Below are 20,017 nucleotides of genomic sequence, written 5' to 3'. Positions count from 1 at the left end.
GTAATTCAAATCGGACTCTCTTTTGTTTGCGCCCATAAAAAACGCCGGCTTAACCGGCGTCTGGGCGATTAACGTGAAGCTCAGGCCTTATTGTCCACTTTGGCACGGGCTTCGTCACGTAATTCTCGTCGTAATATCTTCCCGACGTTGGATTTCGGCAGCTCATCGCGGAATTCCACCAGCTTCGGCACTTTATAGCCCGTCAGCTGCCGGCGACAAAACGTTATCAGCGCTTCCTCGGTAAGAGAAGGATCTTTCTTGACCACAAATATCTTCACCGCTTCACCACTGCTGCCGGAAGGAACCCCCACCGCTGCCACTTCCAGCACGCCGCTGTGCTGCATCACCACGTCTTCGATTTCATTCGGATAGACGTTGAAACCGGAAACGAGGATCATGTCTTTCTTGCGATCGACGATACGCAGAAAACCTTCGTCATCCATCACCGCGATGTCGCCGGTGTACAGCCAGCCGTCTTTGATGATCTCATCCGTGGCATCTGGGCGCTGCCAGTAGCCCAGCATCACCTGCGGCCCTCTGACGCACAGCTCGCCCGGTTCGCCGTGAGGCACTTCGTTACCCTCATCGTCCACCAGTTTAGCTTCCGTCGACGGGACCGGCAGACCGATACTGCCGCTGTGGTAGTCGATGTCATGCGGGTTGACGCTGACCAGCGGGGCGCACTCCGTCAGACCATAGCCTTCCAGCAGATACTGTCCGGTGAGTTTTACCCAGCGCTCGGCAACCGCCTGCTGAACCGGCATCCCGCCGCCCGCAGAAAGATGCAGCGTGGAGAAATCGAGCTGCTGGAACTCTTTATTGTTAAGCAGCGCGTTAAACAGGGTGTTCACGCCGGTCATGGCGGTGAACGGGTATTTCGCCAGCTCTTTGACCAGCCCCGGAATGTCGCGCGGGTTGGTGATCAATACGTTTTGACCGCCAAGCTCGATAAACAGCAGGCAGTTCATGGTCAGCGCAAAAATGTGATACAGCGGAAGCGCGGTGATCACCAGCTCCTTGCCCGGGTGCAGTAGCGGCCCGTAGGTGGCGTTCACCTGTTCAAGGTTCGCCAGCATATTACGATGGGTCAGCATCGCCCCTTTAGCCACGCCGGTGGTACCGCCGGTGTATTGCAAGAACGCCAGATCTTCTGACACGATCTCCGGCTTAACGTACTGCATCCGATAGCCCGCATGCAGCGCGCGGCGGAAAGAGATGGCATCCGGCAGGTGGTATTTCGGCACCAGCCGCTTAACGTATTTCACGACAAAGTTGACCAGCGTACCTTTCGCGGTAGAGAGCTGGTCGCCCATGCGCGTCAGGATGACGTGCTTAACCTGGGTTCTTTCAGCGACTTTTTCCAGCGTGTGGGCAAAGTTGGAGACAATCACAATCGCCGCCGCACCGCTGTCATTCAACTGATGTTCCAGCTCGCGTGGGGTATAGAGCGGGTTAACGTTAACCACGATCATCCCCGCCCTGAGGATCCCGAACAGCGCCACCGGGTATTGCAGCAGGTTTGGCATCATCAGCGCGACGCGATCCCCTTTCTGCAAGCCCAATCCTTCCTGTAAATAGGCCGCAAACGCCCGGCTGCGCTCTTCCAGCTTACGGAAAGTCATCACTTCGCTCATATTCACAAATGCGGGCTGGTCAGCGTAGCGCCGTACCGAGTGTTCAAATAATTCAATCAGGGATTGATAACGGTCAGGATTGATCTCCGCAGGGACATCCGCGGGATAACGGTTAAGCCAAACCTTTTTCAATGCATCACCTCTGAAATGAGTGTTCGTCGTCATCACAGCCCCGATAATAAACAGTTTGTTAACATTATATTAACTCAGCGTACCAGTTTATTAATTGCTCAGATTGCAGGTTGCGAAGCGCGTCACTCTTTTTTTTCGTTTTGTCCGTAAAAAAACAGAGACAGCGGCTGAGCCGCTGTCTCTTTCCTAACAATAACAGTAAGTTACTCAGTTACGATTGTTTGAACCTGTGCAGGGCCTGGATTGTACCAACCCCAGCCACCGTAGCCGTAACGATACGGATGCGGACCCCACATCCACGGATCGATTGGCTGTGGCGGCATCACCACCTGCTGGGCGATACGCCAGCGTTTGTAGCCGTTCACCTGCATGGTCATAAATTTGTATGGCGTATTGCCGATTTTCCCCGCCACCGAACCGGTAATCGGCCCGACGACGGTCACCAGCTGCCCGCGGAAATCTACCGGATCGAGGAAGCCGCTGACGTCAGCGTAGATCCGCCCGCGCGAGGCTTCACCCAGAACAGGCCGTGCGCCGCTGTCCAGTGGAACGGTGGCAATCTCCAGCCGGGTTTTCCCCTGCTGGTTTAGCACTTCAACCACCTTGCCGCCAAAGCGCGCTTCCTGCCCGACATACAGCTCCGGAGCATTCATCACGCGTACCAGATCCTGCTGTGGCGTCGGGCTGGTGCCCTTGATCGCATCAGGAACGGTGACGCACCCGCTCAGTGCTATGGCAACCGCGCCTGCCATAAAAAAGCGTACAACTTTAGTCTGAACCGCCATGATGCGACTCCTTTTTCTCAGTTCCTGTTACTGAGATTCACTCGCGGCCAGGAAGTTTCTTCCATGCGACGGTGTTTCGTAAATAAACCGGCTCGGCGTGTTCAACGACCACGGTTTTTCCTGCGGCAAGCTGCTGACAGGCAACAGGCAACATATCTTCGGCGGCAGGCAGGAGCATGTTACCGTCCACCAGCGTAAGGCCGGTGTCCTTCGCCATCTCAGGCCATGCTGGCCAGCCGGTTCCGACCGTCGCCCACTCACCGGTGAGCTGTTTCAGGCGTTCGGTGACGGCTTCAGGTTTAAGCACGGCTTCCGACTCTTCGCCGTGCCAGACGCCGTTTTCGTCACGGGTGTACTCCGCCCAGTAGACTTCACCCATGCGGGCATCAATCGCGGCCAGCACGCGGCTGGCACCGGTCATGCGCCAGGCACCCTGAGCCATAGTCGCAAGCGTTGAAACGCCGATCATCGGCAGGTCAGCGCCCAGCGCCAGCCCCTGCGCAATGCCAATCCCGATACGTACGCCCGTAAAGCTGCCCGGGCCACGGCCGTAGGCCAGCGCGTCGAGGTCAGTCAGGGCGGTGTTGCCCTCGGTTAAAATGGTTTTTACCAGGGGCAGAATACGTTGGGTGTGTTCCCGTGGGCACTCTTCGAAATGAGCAAAAGTCGTACCGTCGTTCCACAGGGCAACGGAACAGGCCTCTGTCGCGGTATCAATAGCCAGAATTCGCATCAGTCGTCGCGCTCTCGCAATGGTCAGTCACAAAATGGCGCGCATCTTAACACACTCCGGGAAGAATTACTCCGCCGTCGGGTTCGCCAGGAAGCGGACCGCGCGTTTAATATCCCGTGTGCGCGGCGCAGGCGGCAGGCTGGCGAGGAAGGTGGCGCCGTAGGGGCGCATCACCAGGCGATTGTCGCAGATCACCAGCACTCCGCGGTCGGTGACGTCGCGTATCAGTCGCCCTACCCCCTGTTTAAGCGTGATAACCGCGTCCGGCAACTGGACGTCGTCGAACGGATCGCCCCCCCGCAGACGGCAGTCCTCCATGCGTGCTTTCAGGAGCGGATCGTCCGGCGATGTGAATGGCAGCTTATCGATAATCACCAGCGAGAGCGTATCGCCGCGCACGTCCACCCCTTCCCAGAAGCTGCTGGTCGCCACCAGCAGGGCATTACCGGCGCTGACAAACTGCTGGAGCAGCTGGCCTTTGCTGGTTTCCCCCTGCAACAGCACCGGCAACGTCATGGTCGCGCGGAACTGCTCGGCCAGATCGCGCATCATGGCGTGAGAGGTGCAGAGCATAAAGCAGCGTCCGTTGTTGGCCTCAATCATCGGCTTTAGCATGGCCGCCAGATGGCGCGCCGCCCCTGGCTGGTTAGGCAGCGGCAGATTGCGTGGCACGCACAGCAGCGCCTGTTTCTCATAGTCGAACGGGCTTGGGAGGAGTAAGGATTCAGCCTGCTCAATGCCGAGACGCTCGGTAAAGTGGTGCAGATCGTCGTTGACCGACAGCGTGGCCGAGGTAAAGACCCAGGTGCCGGGCTTTTGCGCCATCACCTCTTTGAATTTATCGGCAACGGTCAGCGGCGTGAGCGCCAGGGTGAAGTGGCGCGAGGTACATTCATACCAGTAGCTGTAGCCCGGCTGGTTGATCTCTTTCAGCCGCTTCAGCCGCCCACGGTAGAGCGTGGCCCGCTCGAAGGCGGCGTCCAGCAGCGCTGAACGTCCGAGGGATAGCTTCGCCACGTCGTAACAGAGTTCAAGGGCATCATCGAGCAGCAGCAGCGCGCGCTGGATATTTTTGTCCGCGAACAGTTCGCGCAGGTTGCCGCGATAGCCCGGCTCGCCAAGCTGTAAGCGGAAATCCTGTGCGCATTGCGCCAGGCGGTCCGCGCACTTCTGCAACTGCTGGGTATCTTTGAGCTCGGTGCGATAGGCAATAGTAATATCTTTCGCCAGATCCTGAAGCTGACGGCTGGAGAGCGACTGGCCAAAATACTGGCTGGCGATGTCCGGTAGCTGATGGGCTTCATCGAAGATCATCACCTCCGCCTCCGGGATCAGCTCGCCGAAACCACTGTCCTTGACCACCATATCCGCAAGAAACAGGTGATGGTTCACCACCACCACGTCGGCGTCCATCGCCGTTTTACGCGCTTTCACCACAAAGCAGTCTTTATACAGCGGGCAGTCGCTGCCGAGGCAGTTGTCGTTGGTGCTGGTCACCAGCGGCCAGGCCGGGGAGTCTTCCGGCACGCTCGCGCAGGTGCTGATGTCCCCCTCCTCCGTCTGGTTGGCCCAGGCGCGCAGGACGATCACATCGCTGAGTGTTTGTACCGGCAGGTCACCGCCCGCCAGTGCCTGCTGTTCGAGACGCTCCAGACACAGATAGTTAGAACGCCCTTTCAGCAAGGCCAGACGCCCTTTGTATTTCAGCGCTTTCGCCACCGTGGGTAAATCGCGGCTGTAGAGCTGATCCTGGAGCGCTTTTGATCCCGTAGAGATGATCACTTTTTTTTTCGCCCGCAGCGCAGGAGCGAGGTAAGCGTAGGTTTTCCCCGTACCGGTGCCGGCCTCCACAACCAGCGGCTGCGCCTTGTCGATGGCGTGCGCGACGGCATGCGCCATCTGACGTTGGGGTTCGCGCGGTTTAAAACCGGGAATTGCCTGTGCTAACTGACCTTCAGGGGAAAAATCGTCTGCCACGGTGTTCTCTCACTGTATTTTTGCACAGGGATTATGTCAGCCCCTTCTCTCCGGTGCCACCCCAAATAGTGACGACGGCGGAACAATATGGCAGTCTTGCCGCCTGACGATGAAAGATAACGAGGATACGTTTATGACAATTACGCGCATTGATGCCGAAGCCCGCTGGTCTGATGTGGTGATCCACAACCAGACGCTGTACTACACCGGTGTCCCTGCCAATCTGGACGCCGACGCCTTCGAGCAAACCGCTAACACCCTGGCGCAGATCGACGCCGTACTGGAAAAACAGGGCAGCGATAAATCCCGCATTCTGGACGCGACGATTTTCCTGGCGAATAAAGACGACTTCGCGGAGATGAATAAAGCCTGGGATGCGTGGGTAGTGGCGGGTCACGCGCCTGTACGCTGCACCGTACAGGCCACGCTGATGAAACCGGAGTATAAGGTGGAGATTAAGATTATCGCGGCAGTTTAAGCCCGGTTATTCATCTTCATCTTCAAATCGCGCCACTATCCGCTCGCCGGTATGACTGGCGCGAATTTCCTGAGCGACGACGGTGATCGCTTCTCCGCTGCTCATACCCTGGCCCATCAGTTCCTGAATCCGCTCTACCGCTTTCTGCTGTTGGTCATGACTGAGAGAAGGTAAACCTGCAAACATCGTTAACTCCTGCTAAATTATTCGCGCTAATTATTTCACGCTACCCGGTAGTATGCCATACATGAACATGCGCTTCCCCACTGTTATGACCTTACCCTGGCGTGCAGACGCCGCCGAGTTCTGGTTTGCCCGTCTGAGCCACCTTCCTTTTGCCATGCTGCTGCACTCCGGGCATGCGGATCACCCCTACAGCCGCTTTGATATTCTGGTGGCCGACCCGGTTAAAACGCTGACGACCGATGCGCTGTCACCCACGGACGATCCGCTGATGCGGCTTCAGAACGAGATCCATGCTCTGGGCTTATCTGCCACACCGGATCCGGATCTGCCTTTCCAGGGGGGCGCGCTGGGCCTGTTTGGTTACGATCTGGGTCGCCGTTTCGAAAAGCTGCCCGAGCATGCGCAGGCGGATATTTCCCTGCCGGATATGGCGGTGGGGCTGTATGACTGGGCGCTAATCGTGGATCACCGTAAGCAGACGGTTTCCCTGCTTAGCCACCGAGACGTGCAGGCGCGTCTGGCCTGGCTTGAGGCGCAACGGCCCGCCACAGCGGAACACTTTATGCTGACCTCTGGCTGGCACTCGAACATGAGCGCGGCGGAATATGCGGAAAAATTCTCTCGCGTGCAGGCGTATCTTCACAGCGGCGACTGTTATCAGGTCAACCTTGCCCAGCGTTTCCAGGCGGCGTACCGGGGAGACGAATGGCAGGCATTTACCCGCCTCAATGCCAGCAATAAGGCCCCGTTTAGCGCATTTTTACGCCTTGAACACGGCGCCATCCTCAGCCTTTCGCCTGAGCGTTTTATTCATCTGGCTGACGGTATTATTCAGACCCGCCCGATCAAGGGCACCCTGCCGCGCCTTGCCGATGCTAACGCCGACCGCCAGCAGGCGGAGACGCTGGCGGCCTCGCCGAAAGATCGCGCTGAAAACCTGATGATTGTCGATCTGATGCGCAATGATATTGGCCGCGTCGCCGAGCCGGGCAGCGTGCGCGTGCCGGAGCTGTTCGTTGTGGAGCCTTTCCCGGCGGTACATCATCTGGTCAGTACTATCACTGCACGCCTGCCGGCCTCGCGGACCGCCTGCGATCTGCTCCGCGCCGCGTTTCCGGGCGGCTCCATCACCGGCGCGCCGAAGGTCCGCGCGATGGAGATCATCGACGAACTGGAACCGCATCGCCGCAACGCCTGGTGCGGCAGCATCGGCTATGTGAGCCTGTGCGGAACCATGGATACCAGCATCACTATTCGCACCCTGACGGCCTGCGACGGTAACCTTTACTGTTCCGCAGGCGGCGGCATTGTAGCCGACAGCCAGGCCGGGGCGGAATATCAGGAAACCTTTGATAAAGTGAATCGTATCCTGAAACAACTGGAGAACTCACGGTGAAGAAAGACAACCTGACGCTGGATGATTTTCTGTCGCGCTTTCAGCTTCTGCGGCCCCAGGTTAACCGCGCCGCGCTGAATCAACGTCAGGCGGCGGTACTGATCCCGGTCGTGCGTCGTGAACAGCCGGGTCTGTTGCTTACCCAGCGCTCACCGCATATGCGAAAACACGCCGGTCAGGTTGCGTTTCCGGGCGGCGCGGTGGACAGCACCGATGCTTCCCTGATTGCCGCCGCGCTGCGCGAAGCGCATGAGGAGGTGGCGATCCCCCCGGAGGCGGTCGAGGTAATTGGCGTGCTGCCGCCAGTGGACAGCGTAACCGGTTTTCAGGTCACGCCGGTCGTCGGCATTATTCCGCCCGATCTTCAGTATCACGCCAGCGTCGATGAAGTTTCAGCGGTGTTCGAAATGCCGCTTGAAGAGGCCCTTCGTCTGGGCCGCTATCATCCTCTGGATATTCACCGCCGCGGGCACGATCATCGGGTCTGGCTGTCGTGGTATCAGCATTATTTTGTCTGGGGCATGACGGCAGGCATCATTCGTGAGCTTGCGCTACAAATCGGCCTGAAGCCTTGACTATACTTTACATTCCACCCTTTTCTGGCAGGTTTGCGATCGGCGTCGCGCTATTAGCTAAACCATCGTTAACCATTAGTTTAATTCATGTGAATAGTTAAGCCGAGGTTAGTGTTCCCTCTTACACTATGCGCAGTTATAACATCGTTACTGGAACCCCAGTAACCCTGTCAGGAGTGTGAAAGTGATTAGTATATTCGACATGTTCAAAGTGGGGATTGGTCCATCTTCTTCCCACACTGTAGGGCCGATGAAGGTCGGTAAACAGTTCGTCGATGATCTGGTCGAAAAAGGATTACTGGAAAGCGTTACCCGTGTCGCCGTAGACGTTTACGGTTCACTGTCATTAACGGGTAAAGGCCACCACACCGATATCGCCATTATTATGGGTCTGGCGGGCAATATGCCGGACACAGTTGATATTGATGCCATTCCGGCATTTATCCGCGACGTGGAAACGCGCGGTCGTCTGCTGCTGGCTAACGGTCAGCACGAAGTGGACTTCCCGCAGGATGACGGGATGCGTTTTCGTAGCGACAACCTGCCGCTGCATGAAAACGGTATGACCATCCACGCCTGGAGCGGCGAAAAAGAGATCTACAGTAAAACCTACTACTCCATCGGCGGCGGCTTTATCGTTGACGAAGAACACTTTGGCAAAGAGAGCGCGGGCGATGTGAATGTGCCCTATCCGTTTAAATCTGCCACCGAGATGTTGGCCTATTGCAAAGAGACCGGTCTCTCCCTCTCCGGCATGGTGATGCAGAACGAACTGGCGCTGCACAGCAAGAAAGAGATCGAAGACTATTTTGCTAACGTGTGGCAAACCATGCGCGCCTGTATTGACCGCGGGATGAACACCGAGGGGGTTCTGCCTGGGCCACTGCGTGTGCCGCGTCGTGCCTCTGCGCTTCGCCGTATGCTGGTCACCACCGACAAATTCTCCAATGATCCGATGAATGTGGTTGACTGGGTGAACATGTTTGCGCTGGCGGTTAACGAAGAGAACGCAGCGGGTGGTCGCGTGGTGACGGCGCCAACCAACGGCGCGTGCGGTATCGTTCCGGCGGTGCTGGCCTACTACGATCACTTTATTGAGCCCGTGACACCGGAGATCTATATCCGTTATTTCCTCGCGGCAGGCGCTATCGGCGCGCTGTACAAGATGAATGCCTCCATCTCCGGTGCCGAAGTAGGCTGTCAGGGTGAAGTGGGCGTGGCCTGCTCTATGGCGGCGGCCGGTCTGGCGGAACTGCTGGGCGCAAGCCCTGAGCAGGTGTGCGTGGCGGCGGAAATCGGCATGGAGCACAACCTCGGTCTGACCTGTGACCCGGTTGCCGGCCAGGTGCAGGTACCGTGCATTGAGCGTAACGCCATCGCCTCCGTCAAAGCGATCAACGCCTCGCGTATGGCGATGCGCCGTACCAGCGAGCCACGCGTGTCACTGGATAAGGTTATTGAAACCATGTACGAAACCGGCAAGGACATGAACGCGAAGTACCGTGAGACTTCGCGCGGCGGTCTGGCCATTAAGGTGCAGTGCGACTAAACCTTCCTTTTCGCCCATCTGCAACAGATGGGCGAATTTTCCCACCGCCTCTCGTCGCTTCACGTATTCCCCACTACACTGTCACTGTTGCGTCTGGCTTTTCCGGCCGGTGCTTATCAGGCGACCGTTCATGCAAACTGCACAAACGATCATTAAAGACTATCGCCGAAAACGCGTTATCGTCTGTGTTACGGTTGCGCTCGTTACGCTCGTCCTGACGCTGGGCATTCGCTTTATTTCACAGCGCAACATTAATCAGGATCGGATCCACGACTTTACTCACCACACAGTGCGTGCGCTTGATAAGGTGCTTCTTGCGTTAGAAACCCAGCGTGAAACTCTACGTTTTCTGGTTGATATGCCCTGCGCTGAAGCGAATCCGATTCTGCGAAAACAGGCGGCGATCCTCCAGACCGTGCGCTCCATCGCCCTCGTCAAAGACGGAATACTGTATTGCTCGAGCGTATTTGGCAGCCGAAATATGCCCGTCAGTGACATTGAGCCGATGCTTCCGTCCAGTGAACCCAGGCTGATCTTGTTGACCGATCGGTGGCTGTTAAAGGGCAGTCCGGTACTGATTCAGTGGTCACCCCTTGCGGGCGACGGCAGTGACGGGTTGATGGAGGTAGTGAATATCGATCTCATCACCAAAATGATTCTGGAGCCACAGCGGCCACAAATCACCGACGTGGTCCTGAGAGTAGGCGATAATTTTCTCCGCGACGGGCAGCAGGTGACGAATACGCCGACCTTCGATGAACACGCCTCCCTGCTGGAACAGTCTTCTCAGCACTACCCTTTCAGCGTCACGGTCAGCGGCCCTGGGGCAGGCCAAATGGCATTGAAAAATCTGCCTACCCAGCTACCGCTGGCGTTGATGCTCAGTTTACTGATGGGCTATATCGCCTGGCTTGCCACGGCGCGACGCATAAGTTTCACCTGGGAAATTAATATGGGGATGGCTGCCCGGGAGTTTGAACTCTTCTGCCAGCCGCTGGTAAACGCCCGCACCCGGGAATGCGTTGGCGTCGAGATCCTCCTGCGCTGGAACAACCCGCGTCAGGGCTGGATTTCTCCCGATGTCTTTATCCCCCTGGCTGAAGAACATAGCCTGATTGTTCCGCTTACCCGCTACGTCATCAGCGAAACGGTGCGGCAGATAGGCTTTTTCCCGGCCTCACGGGATTTCCATATTGGCATCAACGTGGCCGCCAGCCATTTTCGCCGCGCTGCGCTGATCCGGGATCTCAACCGCATCTGGTTTAAGGCGAACCCTGTTCAAAAGTTGATTGTAGAGTTAACCGAACGCGATGCGTTGCTCGATGTGGATTACCGCATCGTGCGGGAGCTGCATCGCAAAGGGGTGAAGCTTGCGATTGATGATTTTGGTACGGGCAATAGTTCTCTTTCGTGGCTTGAAAAACTTCACCCGGACGTGCTGAAAATTGATAAATCCTTCACCACCGCGATCGGCACCGACGCCGTGAACTCAACGGTAACGGATATTATTATTGCGCTGGGCCAGAGGTTGAATATTGAACTGGTTGCAGAAGGGGTTGAAACCGAGGAGCAGTCACGCTATTTGCGCCGCCACAGCGTACATATTTTGCAGGGGTACTTGTATGCGCGGCCGATGCCGCTGCGGGAGTTTCCGAAATGGCTGGCGGAAAGTAACCCTCCGCCAGCCCGTCACAACAGACACATCGTGCCTTTATTGCCGTTACGCTAGATAGCGTTACTCTTCTTCGTCGTGTACAGAGTGCTCTTTAACAATACGAACCATATCAACGCGATAGTCGTTGGCTTCAACGATGGTAATTTGCAGCGGCGGCAGCTCAAGCACATCACCGATACGCGGGATCTGCCCGTTAACGGCAATCACCAGCCCCGCTACCGTGGCGATGTCTTCATCGTCATTGACCACGTTTTCGACGCCCAGCGTGTGCGAGAGCGCGTGCAGGTCGGTGGTGCCTTTCACCAGCCAGCCGTCACCGTCGGCAACGATTTCTGGCGTTTCATCCGCATCAGGGAATTCACCGGCAATGGCTTCCAGCACGTCCAGCGGCGTTACCAGACCTTGTACCACACCAAATTCGTTGGTGACGATAACAAAGCTCCCGCGAGCACGACGCAACACGCCCAGCAGGTTAATCGGATCCAGCGTCTCCGGCACCACGATGGCAGGCGACGCGGCCGCTACGGCCTCGACGTTGACGCCCTCTTCCAGCGCCACGAGCATCTCTTTCGCGCGCACCACACCGATGATCTCATCCAGCTCGCCCCGACAGACCGGGAACAGGCTGTGCGGCGAGGAGAGCAGCTGCTGGCGAATTTCGTCGACGCTCAGGTTGGCGTCCACCCAGCTGATTTCACCGCGCGGCGTCATAATGCCGCGCAGGGAGCGGGAGGCCAGCGAAAGCACGCCGTTGATCATGTAGCGTTCTTCTTCCACAAACGCGCCTTCCGGCACCGGAACCGGGTTACGGTTCTCGTTATCCGCCTGCACGTTCACCTGACGACGCCCGCCCATCAGGCGCAGGATCGCATCGGCGGTACGCGCGCGCAGCGGCTGATTCGACTGCTGCTTAATGAAGTTACGGCGCGCAATCTGGTTAAACAGCTCGATCAGAATCGAGAAGCCAATCGCGGCGTACAGGTAGCCTTTCGGTATATGGAAACCAAAACCTTCTGCCACCAGGCTCAGACCAATCATCAACAGGAAACTCAGACACAGCACGACGACCGTCGGATGTTGGTTGACGAAACGCGTCAGCGGTTTCGACGCCAGCAGCATTACCGCCATCGCAATCACAACCGCCGCCATCATCACCGGCAGATGGTTCACCATGCCAACCGCTGTAATCACCGCATCCAGTGAGAAGACCGCATCAAGCACCACAATCTGCAGGACCACCACCCAGAAGCTGGCATACCCCTTACCGTGGCCATCATCATGCTGCCGGTTCTCCAGCCGTTCATGCAGCTCTGTTGTAGCTTTGAACAGCAGGAAAAGCCCCCCCACCAGCATGATTAAATCACGGCCGGAGAAGGTGAAATCCATGACGGTGAACAGAGGCTTAGTCAGCGTAACCATCCACGAGATCACGGACAGCAGGCCCAGTCGCATGATCAGCGCCAGCGAGAGGCCGATCAGACGGGCTTTATCACGCTGTTTCGGCGGCAGCTTATCCGCAAGGATGGCAATAAACACCAGGTTATCAATACCGAGAACGATCTCCAGCACGACCAGCGTAAGCAAGCCTACCCAGATTGACGGGTCCATTAAGAATTCCATGACACGCTCCTGCTAAAGGAATGACAAAACGGTGCCCCGCTAATTTCGGGCATTTCAAAGGGAATGGGGGTCGATGCGTGGCGAAGGTCGCCGGTGAATAAGGCGCGGAATGGCCTGGAAGATGACTGACGTCGGTGACGGTCCATATAGTGGGCTGTAGCCCTATACTCCTGAATAATTAAACGGACGCTAAACATATCAGAGACAATGGGTTTTTAGCAAAGATTTACGTTCCTTTGCAAACTTCTGTAACACACGTGGTTTATCTTACAGAAAAATCTGTAAGGCGTAGCTAAATTACGGATCTTCATCACATAAATTATTTTTTCACTATCTAAAATAATTCGCGGAAGTCTTGGTTTTTTAGAACTCTAACCCTTATCTGAATCGATTCGGTTCGCCAATACGATTCTCAGTACGCCTGCCTGGCAGACGTATAAATGATAATAATAGGAGGTAGCAAGTGACCATTGCTATTGTCATAGGCACACATGGTTGGGCTGCGGAGCAGTTACTCAAAACGGCAGAAATGCTGTTGGGCGAGCAGGAAAACGTCGGCTGGATCGATTTCGTTCCCGGTGAAAACGCCGAGACGCTGATTGAAAAGTACACTGCTCAGCTTGAGAAGCTGGATACCAGCAAAGGCGTGCTGTTTCTCGTGGATACATGGGGCGGCAGCCCGTTCAACGCTGCCAGCCGCATTGTCGTCGATAAAGAGCATTATGAAGTCGTCGCCGGGGTAAATATCCCAATGTTGGTGGAAACCTTCATGGCGCGTGACGACAACCCAGGCTTTGACGAGCTGGTGGCGCTGGCGGTGGAAACCGGTCGCGAAGGCGTGAAGGCGCTGAAAGCACAGCCGGTTGAAAAACCTGCCCCTGCCCCTGCTGCACCAAAAGCCGCGGCACCGGCGAAGCCAATGGGTCCGAACGATTACATGGTTATCGGCCTTGCGCGTATTGATGACCGTCTGATCCACGGCCAGGTGGCGACGCGCTGGACCAAAGAGACCAACGTACAACGCATCATCGTGGTCAGTGACGAAGTGGCCGCCGACACTGTCCGTAAAACCCTTCTTACCCAGGTTGCACCGCCGGGCGTCACCGCGCACGTCGTGGATGTCGCCAAAATGATCCGCGTTTACAACAACCCGAAATATGCGGGCGAACGCGTGATGCTTCTGTTCACCAACCCGACAGACGTTGAACGCATTGTTGAAGGCGGCGTGAAAATCACCTCCGTTAACATTGGCGGTATGGCTTTCCGTCAGGGCAAAACGCAGGTCAACAACGCGATTTCAGTGGATGCGAAAGATATCGAGGCCTTCAACAAGCTGAATGCACGCGGTATCGAGCTGGAAGCCCGTAAGGTTTCCACGGATCAGAAACTGAAAATGATGGATTTGATCGGCAAAGTGGGGAAATAAGCCCGGGCCGGTTTTTCATATAGAGCTTATGTAATAGGAGAAGTGCAATGGAGATTACTACTCTTCAGATTGTGCTGGTGTTCATCGTCGCGTGTATTGCGGGTATGGAGTCCGTACTTGATGAATTTCAGTTCCACCGCCCTCTGGTGGCCTGTACGTTGATTGGCGCCGTTCTCGGTGACATGAAAACCGGTATCATCATCGGTGGTACCCTGGAAATGATCGCCCTCGGCTGGATGAACATCGGTGCGGCAGTTGCGCCAGATGCCGCGCTGGCGTCCATTATTTCGACCGTTCTGGTTATCGCCGGTCATCAGAGTATCGGTGCCGGTATCGCGCTGGCCATTCCACTGGCCGCGGCAGGCCAGGTGCTGACCATCATTGTTCGTACCATCACCGTTGCCTTCCAGCACGCGGCGGATAAGGCGGCCGATAACGGCAACCTGACAGCGCTCTCCTGGATCCACGTCTCGTCCCTGTTCCTGCAGGCGATGCGTATCGCTATTCCGGCCGTTATCGTGGCGATTTCCGTTGGGACCAGTGAAGTTCAAAGTATGCTGAACGCCATACCAGAAGTGGTCACCGGCGGTCTGAATATCGCGGGCGGTATGATTGTGGTCGTAGGTTACGCGATGGTCATCAACATGATGCGCGCAGGCTATCTGATGCCGTTCTTCTACCTTGGCTTCGTTACCGCTGCATTCACCAACTTCAACCTGGTTGCGCTGGGTGTGATTGGTGCGGTGATGGCGATTCTTTATATCCAGCTCAGCCCGAAATACAACCGTGTCGCGGGTGCCCCTGCGCAGGCTGCTGGTAACAACGATCTCGATAACGAACTGGACTAACAGGTGAGCGAAATGGTTGATATGACAAAAACTACCACTGAGAAAAAACTCACTCCGGGTGATATTCGTGGCGTGTTCATCCGTTCTAACCTGTTTCAGGGTTCATGGAACTTCGAACGTATGCAGGCGCTCGGCTTCTGCTTCTCCATGGTGCCGGCAATCAAACGCCTGTATCCGGAAAACAACGAAGCACGCCGTCAGGCAATTAAGCGTCACCTGGAATTCTTCAACACTCACCCTTACGTAGCGGCGCCTGTTCTGGGCGTAACGCTGGCGATGGAAGAGCAGCGTGCAAACGGGGCTGAGATCGACGATGGTGCTATCAACGGTATTAAAGTCGGTCTGATGGGGCCGCTGGCAGGCGTGGGCGACCCGATCTTCTGGGGTACCGTGCGTCCGGTCTTTGCGGCACTGGGCGCCGGGATCGCCATGAGCGGCAGTCTGCTTGGTCCCCTGCTGTTCTTTATCCTGTTCAACGCGGTGCGTCTGCTGACCCGCTACTACGGCGTGGCATACGGTTACCGTAAAGGGGTGGATATCGTTAAGGATATGGGCGGCGGCTTCCTGCAAAAACTGACTGAGGGGGCGTCAATCCTCGGCCTGTTTGTAATGGGGGCTTTGGTTAACAAGTGGACGCACGTGAACATCCCGCTGGTGGTATCGACGATCACCGGTCAGGATGGTCAGACGCGCGTCACCACCGTGCAGACCATTCTGGACCAGCTGATGCCTGGCCTGGTACCGCTGCTGTTAACCTTCGCCTGTATGTGGCTGCTGCGTAAGAAAGTGAACCCGCTGTGGATCATCGTTGGCTTCTTCGTCATCGGTATCGCGGGCTACGCCGTCGGCCTGCTGGGTCTGTAATAAAATGCGTTACCGACCGGGGGCTTGCCCCCGGTCTTTTTATCTGGAGGATGAATGACTGTCACGGACACCGTACTGGTTTTATTTATTGTTGCCCTTCTGGCTTACGCGATCTATGACGAGTTCATTATGCCTCGCCGCCACGGCGAGACGCTGCTGACCCTTCCCCTCTTACGCCGTGGGCGCATTGATGCGTTTATCTTCGCCGGTCTGGTAGTCATCCTGATTTACAATAATGTGACCAGCCACGGCGCAATATTAACCACATGGTTATTATGTGCGCTGGCATTAATGGCGATTTACCTGTTCTGGATCCGCTCGCCAAAACTCATTTTTAAAAAACACGGATTCTTCTTCGCTAATGTCTGGATAGAATATAACCGCATTAAAGAGATGAATTTATCCGAAGACGGAGTTCTGGTGATGCAATTAGAACAACGCCGCCTGCTCATTCGGGTCAAAAATATTGACGACCTGGAAAAAATCTACAAATTACTCCTTAAAACTCAATGAATTAATTTTATAGCATCGGCTATGTATTGTATTATTCTCATACCAGAAATATAGCCGATGCTATATCTCCCCTGCGAATTAACTTATATTTATTAACGATACTTTTACGCATAAACCTAAATGAAAATCGTTATCAACATAGTGGCTTTATAAAGCCATCTTCGTTGTTGTTTTATATTCTCAAAATATGTTAAGGTTGCGCCCGTCGTTGGGGAGTAGCCGATTTCCTGCCTGCGGGAAATGTACGTGTCAACATACTCGTTGCAAAACGTGGCGCGTACGGATCGTATTCAGCACACTTACTGTGCCAAAAGCGATCAGGCGAGACCATAGATACATCAACTGCTGTTTACTGGGGGCAGTGATGTGTCATATGGATATCCCCGGTCTGGACGCACTTATGAATATCTCCGCTACGATCCTTCTGGCTTTTGGCATGTCCATGGACGCATTTGCCGCCTCTATCGGTAAAGGTGCCACCCTCCATAAACCTAAATTTTCCGAAGCCCTGCGCACCGGTCTCATCTTTGGCGCAATCGAAACGCTGACGCCGCTTATTGGCTGGGGTCTGGGGATGCTCGCCAGCCAGTTTGTGCTGGAGTGGAACCACTGGATCGCCTTCGTGCTGCTGGTGTTCCTCGGCGGACGCATGGTAATTGAAGGTTTTCGTGGCAACAGCGATGAAGATGATGCGCCGCTGCAACGCCACGGCTTCTGGCTTCTGGTGACAACCGCTATCGCAACCAGCCTGGACGCAATGGCCGTCGGTGTCGGTCTGGCTTTTTTGCAGGTCAATATTATCGCCACCGCGCTGGCGATTGGCTGCGCCACGCTGATTATGTCAACGCTGGGGATGATGGTGGGGCGGTTCATTGGCCCGCTGTTAGGCAAACGCGCCGAAATTCTGGGCGGTATCGTGTTGATCGGAATCGGTGCCCAAATACTCTGGGCACACTTCGCGGGTTAATCTTCGCGCTGCCAGCAATGGATGCTGAAATCCGTCTGGCAGCGAAATTCTGTCTGTGCTGCCAGCGTTTCCCACACCTCTGGTTTTGCCCGCCACGCAAACGGCGTCATTTGCAGTAACGCCACCGCTTCACTTCCCTGCAACGTCATCTCATACGCCACTGACTGTGCCTGCTTTAACGCGAAGCCCGCCAGCTGTTCAGAGTGCGGCGCATGCAGGTGAACTTCATCATAGATCAGCCCTTTTAGCTCCAGCAGATGACGCGGTCCCGGCGTAACGGTGATAACCCACCCGCCGGGCTTAACGACGCGCGCCAGCTCCTCTGCCTTGCACGGGGCATAGATACGCACTACGGCGTCCATACTCGCTTCCTCAAACGGCAGGCGGTGGCTGGAGGCCACGCAGAACGTTACCGCTGAGTAGCGTTTTGCTGCTGCACGGATAGCCACTTTCGACACGTCCAGCCCGTAAGTTTCGGCGCCCTTCCCAGCCGCGACGTCAGCAAACGTGGCGGTGTAGTAGCCCTCGCCGCAGCCGATATCCAGCATGGTGGATGCGCCTTCTGTCAGATATTGACGGAGTAAGTCGACAACGGTATCCCTGAGCGGTTGATAGTGCCCGGCGTCAAGAAACGCCCGGCGCGCCTGCATCATCTCCGCGCTGTCACCCGGATCCCGGGAGCGCTTGTGCTGTACCGGCAGAAGATTGACATAGCCCTCTTTAGCCCGGTCAAACTGATGTCCCAGTGGACAGATAAACGTTTTCTCCGCGCGCGTCAGCGGCGCGTGGCAAAGGGGACAACTGAAAGACATGACAGCTCCAGGGCGAAAACCAAAAGGCGAAGTGTACCGCTATTCGCCAGGGTTATAAACGGCTGGGTGACGCATCACGATCAGATGGTCAGAATCTGCCGGCAGCCCGTCTGGCTTCACGTTTTCCAGGCGCAAGACGTTACCCATAATTTCACTGAACACGGGCGCGGAAACGGCCCCGCCGTAGTAGGCTCCGTTTTTCGGATCGTTGATCACCACCACCAGTGCAAAACGGGGATCGCTGGCGGGCGCAACGCCTGCTGTGTAGGCGACGTATTTATCCACATACTTACCGTGTTCATCGATTTTTTTGGCCGTCCCGGTTTTAATCGCCACACGATAGTTACGCACCGCCGCTTTGATCCCGCCACCGCCGGGTAACGCGACGCTCTCCATCATGTGTTCCACCTCGTGAACAATCTCCCCGGGCATCACCCGTTTGCCAATCACGGGGGGATCGATACGGGTGATGGACAGAGGCCGTTCAATGCCATAGCTACCGATGGTGGCATACACATGCGCCAGCTGGAGGGGGGTAACCATCAGGCCATACCCAAAGGCAAAGGTCGCCCTGTCTAACTGACTCCAGAATTTTCGCTGCGGCAGTAAACCTGAGCTTTCTCCCGTTAAGCCAAGCCCGGTACTCTCGCCAAAACCAAAGTTTTTATAGGTATCAAGTAACAGTTGCACGGGCATCGCGAGAGAAAGACGGGATACGCCCGTGTCGCTGGATTTTTGCAGGATCCCGGTCATTGTCAGCTCGGGGTAGTAGCCCACATCGCGAATACGATGGCCATCAATGGTGTAGGGATGCGTGTCTATCACGCTGTCAGGCTGCACCAGCCCCTGCTGTAGCGCCGTCATCAGCACCAGAGGTTTAACGGTCGAACCCGGTTCAAAGGTGTCGCTGATCGCGCGATTACGAAAGTCATCCAGCGTTGCCCCTTCCCGATTGTTGGGGTTGAAGTCAGGGAAGCTCGCCATCGCCAGAATTTCGCCCGTCTGGATATTAATCAGCACCGACGCGCCTGACTCGGCTTTATTCCACGCCACGGCATTATCCAGCGCGTCTTCGGTGATAGTTTGCAGGCGTTCATCGATACTAAGCTGGATATTATGTGCCGGTACGGGCGCCACCTCCGTGAGGTTCTCAACCACATGCCCGTATCGATCTTTCCTGACCAGCCGCACGCCTGCCTTCCCGGTGAGCTGCGTGTTAAAGCTTTTCTCGACGCCCTCAATACCCTGACCATCAATATTAGTGAAGCCAATCAGGTTTGCCGCCACGTGTCCGGCAGGATAAAAGCGGCGGGACTCATCGCGTAGGTTGATACCGGGAAGACGCAGCTTATCAATCCACTTTGCCTGGGAGGGATCAACCTGACGAGCTAGATAAATGAATCGCCCGTGCGGATTGCTGTTTATTCGCGATGCGAGCGTGCTCAGAGAAAGGTGTAAAGCATTTGCCAGGGCCTGCCAGCGCGAATCAAAGCCAATCCCCCCTTTATCAAGCACAGTTTTGGGATCGGCCCAGACGGCCTGGACAGGTACGCTTACCGCAAGGGGACGCCCTTCACGGTCAACAATCATCCCACGCGGGGCGTCTATCGCCACTTCGCGCAGAGAACGCATATCCTCCTGCTTCACCAGATTATCCGGTTTGATAATTTGTAGCCATGCCACGCGGCCTAACAGAAAAGCAAGGCTACAAAAGATGGCGAGACACAGAAGTGCAAAACGTGCCGGTGTAAAGTTTCCGTTGGCCGTTATTGTCTTTTTTTTCACTTTAACCCCAGGGCTGTTAATCAACGCCCTGATTTAACGGGAAAAAGGGATAATAAGGCGGG

18 protein-coding genes are annotated in these 20,017 nt (G+C 55.9%); 10 read left to right on the top strand and 8 right to left on the bottom strand.

What is annotated here, in order from left to right:
* Window positions 1–80 precede the first annotated feature (80 nt).
* The 4 genes from fadD to ACOTZP_RS11435 form a co-directional block, all read right to left on the bottom strand.
* Window positions 81–1,766, bottom strand: a complete 1,686-nt coding sequence (gene fadD / locus ACOTZP_RS11450; RefSeq protein WP_421633712.1) for a long-chain-fatty-acid--CoA ligase FadD — start codon at window positions 1,764–1,766, stop codon at window positions 81–83.
* Window positions 1,767–1,969: 203 nt separating this feature from the next.
* Complete coding sequence (locus ACOTZP_RS11445; protein ID WP_023300347.1) at window positions 1,970–2,551, bottom strand: Slp family lipoprotein; 582 nt, start codon at window positions 2,549–2,551, stop codon at window positions 1,970–1,972.
* A 37-nt stretch (window positions 2,552–2,588) separates the two neighbouring features.
* Entirely contained in the window at window positions 2,589–3,284 is a 696-nt protein-coding gene (gene tsaB, locus ACOTZP_RS11440) for a tRNA (adenosine(37)-N6)-threonylcarbamoyltransferase complex dimerization subunit type 1 TsaB (protein WP_058646899.1), read from the bottom strand.
* Between the two features lie 66 nt (window positions 3,285–3,350).
* The gene (locus ACOTZP_RS11435; RefSeq protein ID WP_271075241.1) at window positions 3,351–5,261 is read right to left on the bottom strand and encodes an ATP-dependent DNA helicase; all 1,911 of its coding nucleotides are present in this window, start codon (window positions 5,259–5,261) and stop codon (window positions 3,351–3,353) included.
* Between the two features lie 133 nt (window positions 5,262–5,394).
* On the opposite strand from ACOTZP_RS11435, the gene ACOTZP_RS11430 reads away from it, so the two are divergent.
* Complete coding sequence (locus ACOTZP_RS11430; RefSeq protein WP_022648440.1) at window positions 5,395–5,739, top strand: RidA family protein; 345 nt, start codon at window positions 5,395–5,397, stop codon at window positions 5,737–5,739.
* 6 nt (window positions 5,740–5,745) lie between these two features.
* On the opposite strand, the gene ACOTZP_RS11425 is transcribed toward ACOTZP_RS11430, so the two are convergent.
* The gene (locus tag ACOTZP_RS11425; protein WP_022648441.1) at window positions 5,746–5,925 is read right to left on the bottom strand and encodes a YoaH family protein; all 180 of its coding nucleotides are present in this window, start codon (window positions 5,923–5,925) and stop codon (window positions 5,746–5,748) included.
* 61 nt (window positions 5,926–5,986) lie between these two features.
* On the opposite strand from ACOTZP_RS11425, the gene pabB reads away from it, so the two are divergent.
* The 4 genes from pabB to ACOTZP_RS11405 all read left to right on the top strand — a co-directional run bounded on the left by pabB (window position 5,987) and on the right by ACOTZP_RS11405 (window position 11,174).
* A complete protein-coding gene (pabB, locus tag ACOTZP_RS11420) occupies window positions 5,987–7,321 on the top strand; it encodes an aminodeoxychorismate synthase component 1 (RefSeq protein WP_032622420.1) in 1,335 nt (444 codons plus the stop codon).
* Window positions 7,318–7,896, top strand: a complete 579-nt coding sequence (locus ACOTZP_RS11415) for a CoA pyrophosphatase (RefSeq protein WP_022648443.1) — start codon at window positions 7,318–7,320, stop codon at window positions 7,894–7,896. The genes pabB and ACOTZP_RS11415 overlap by 4 nt, the downstream gene beginning before the upstream one ends.
* A 184-nt stretch (window positions 7,897–8,080) precedes the next feature.
* Window positions 8,081–9,445, top strand: coding sequence for an L-serine ammonia-lyase (sdaA, locus tag ACOTZP_RS11410; protein WP_271075240.1), 1,365 nt, complete (start codon window positions 8,081–8,083; stop codon window positions 9,443–9,445).
* Between the two features lie 130 nt (window positions 9,446–9,575).
* Complete coding sequence (locus tag ACOTZP_RS11405; protein ID WP_271075239.1) at window positions 9,576–11,174, top strand: EAL domain-containing protein; 1,599 nt, start codon at window positions 9,576–9,578, stop codon at window positions 11,172–11,174.
* A gap of 6 nt (window positions 11,175–11,180) precedes the next feature.
* On the opposite strand, the gene yoaE is transcribed toward ACOTZP_RS11405, so the two are convergent.
* On the bottom strand, window positions 11,181–12,740 hold the full coding sequence (gene yoaE, locus ACOTZP_RS11400; RefSeq protein WP_023300354.1) for a CNNM family cation transport protein YoaE: 1,560 nt from the start codon (window positions 12,738–12,740) through the stop codon (window positions 11,181–11,183).
* A gap of 463 nt (window positions 12,741–13,203) precedes the next feature.
* On the opposite strand from yoaE, the gene manX reads away from it, so the two are divergent.
* The 5 genes from manX (at window position 13,204) to mntP (ending at window position 17,358) form a co-directional block, all read left to right on the top strand.
* On the top strand, window positions 13,204–14,166 hold the full coding sequence (gene manX, locus ACOTZP_RS11395; RefSeq protein WP_022651434.1) for a PTS mannose transporter subunit IIAB: 963 nt from the start codon (window positions 13,204–13,206) through the stop codon (window positions 14,164–14,166).
* Window positions 14,167–14,213: 47 nt separating this feature from the next.
* Window positions 14,214–15,014: a PTS mannose transporter subunit IIC gene (gene manY / locus ACOTZP_RS11390; RefSeq protein WP_022648448.1), complete on the top strand. Its 801-nt coding sequence runs from the start codon at window positions 14,214–14,216 to the stop codon at window positions 15,012–15,014.
* A 12-nt stretch (window positions 15,015–15,026) separates the two neighbouring features.
* A complete protein-coding gene (locus ACOTZP_RS11385) occupies window positions 15,027–15,878 on the top strand; it encodes a PTS mannose transporter subunit IID (RefSeq protein ID WP_006810994.1) in 852 nt (283 codons plus the stop codon).
* 54 nt (window positions 15,879–15,932) lie between these two features.
* Window positions 15,933–16,391, top strand: coding sequence for a DUF986 family protein (locus ACOTZP_RS11380; RefSeq protein ID WP_022648449.1), 459 nt, complete (start codon window positions 15,933–15,935; stop codon window positions 16,389–16,391).
* A 400-nt stretch (window positions 16,392–16,791) separates the two neighbouring features.
* A complete protein-coding gene (gene mntP / locus ACOTZP_RS11375) occupies window positions 16,792–17,358 on the top strand; it encodes a manganese efflux pump MntP (protein WP_032622454.1) in 567 nt (188 codons plus the stop codon).
* On the opposite strand, the gene rlmA is transcribed toward mntP, so the two are convergent.
* On the bottom strand, window positions 17,355–18,170 hold the full coding sequence (gene rlmA, locus ACOTZP_RS11370; protein ID WP_063138111.1) for a 23S rRNA (guanine(745)-N(1))-methyltransferase: 816 nt from the start codon (window positions 18,168–18,170) through the stop codon (window positions 17,355–17,357). The two genes, mntP and rlmA, sit on opposite strands and share 4 nt — an antisense overlap.
* Before the next feature lie 39 nt (window positions 18,171–18,209).
* Window positions 18,210–19,955: a peptidoglycan glycosyltransferase FtsI gene (gene ftsI, locus ACOTZP_RS11365; protein ID WP_421633711.1), complete on the bottom strand. Its 1,746-nt coding sequence runs from the start codon at window positions 19,953–19,955 to the stop codon at window positions 18,210–18,212.
* Window positions 19,956–20,017: the final 62 nt, after the last annotated feature.

Origin of the sequence: Enterobacter cloacae complex sp. SYL001, assembly GCF_049237025.1 — a bacterium.
Lineage (GTDB): Bacteria > Pseudomonadota > Gammaproteobacteria > Enterobacterales > Enterobacteriaceae > Enterobacter > Enterobacter intestinihominis.
Note: the sequence above shows the minus strand (reverse complement) of the source record. Positions and strands in the feature narration are given on the sequence as shown.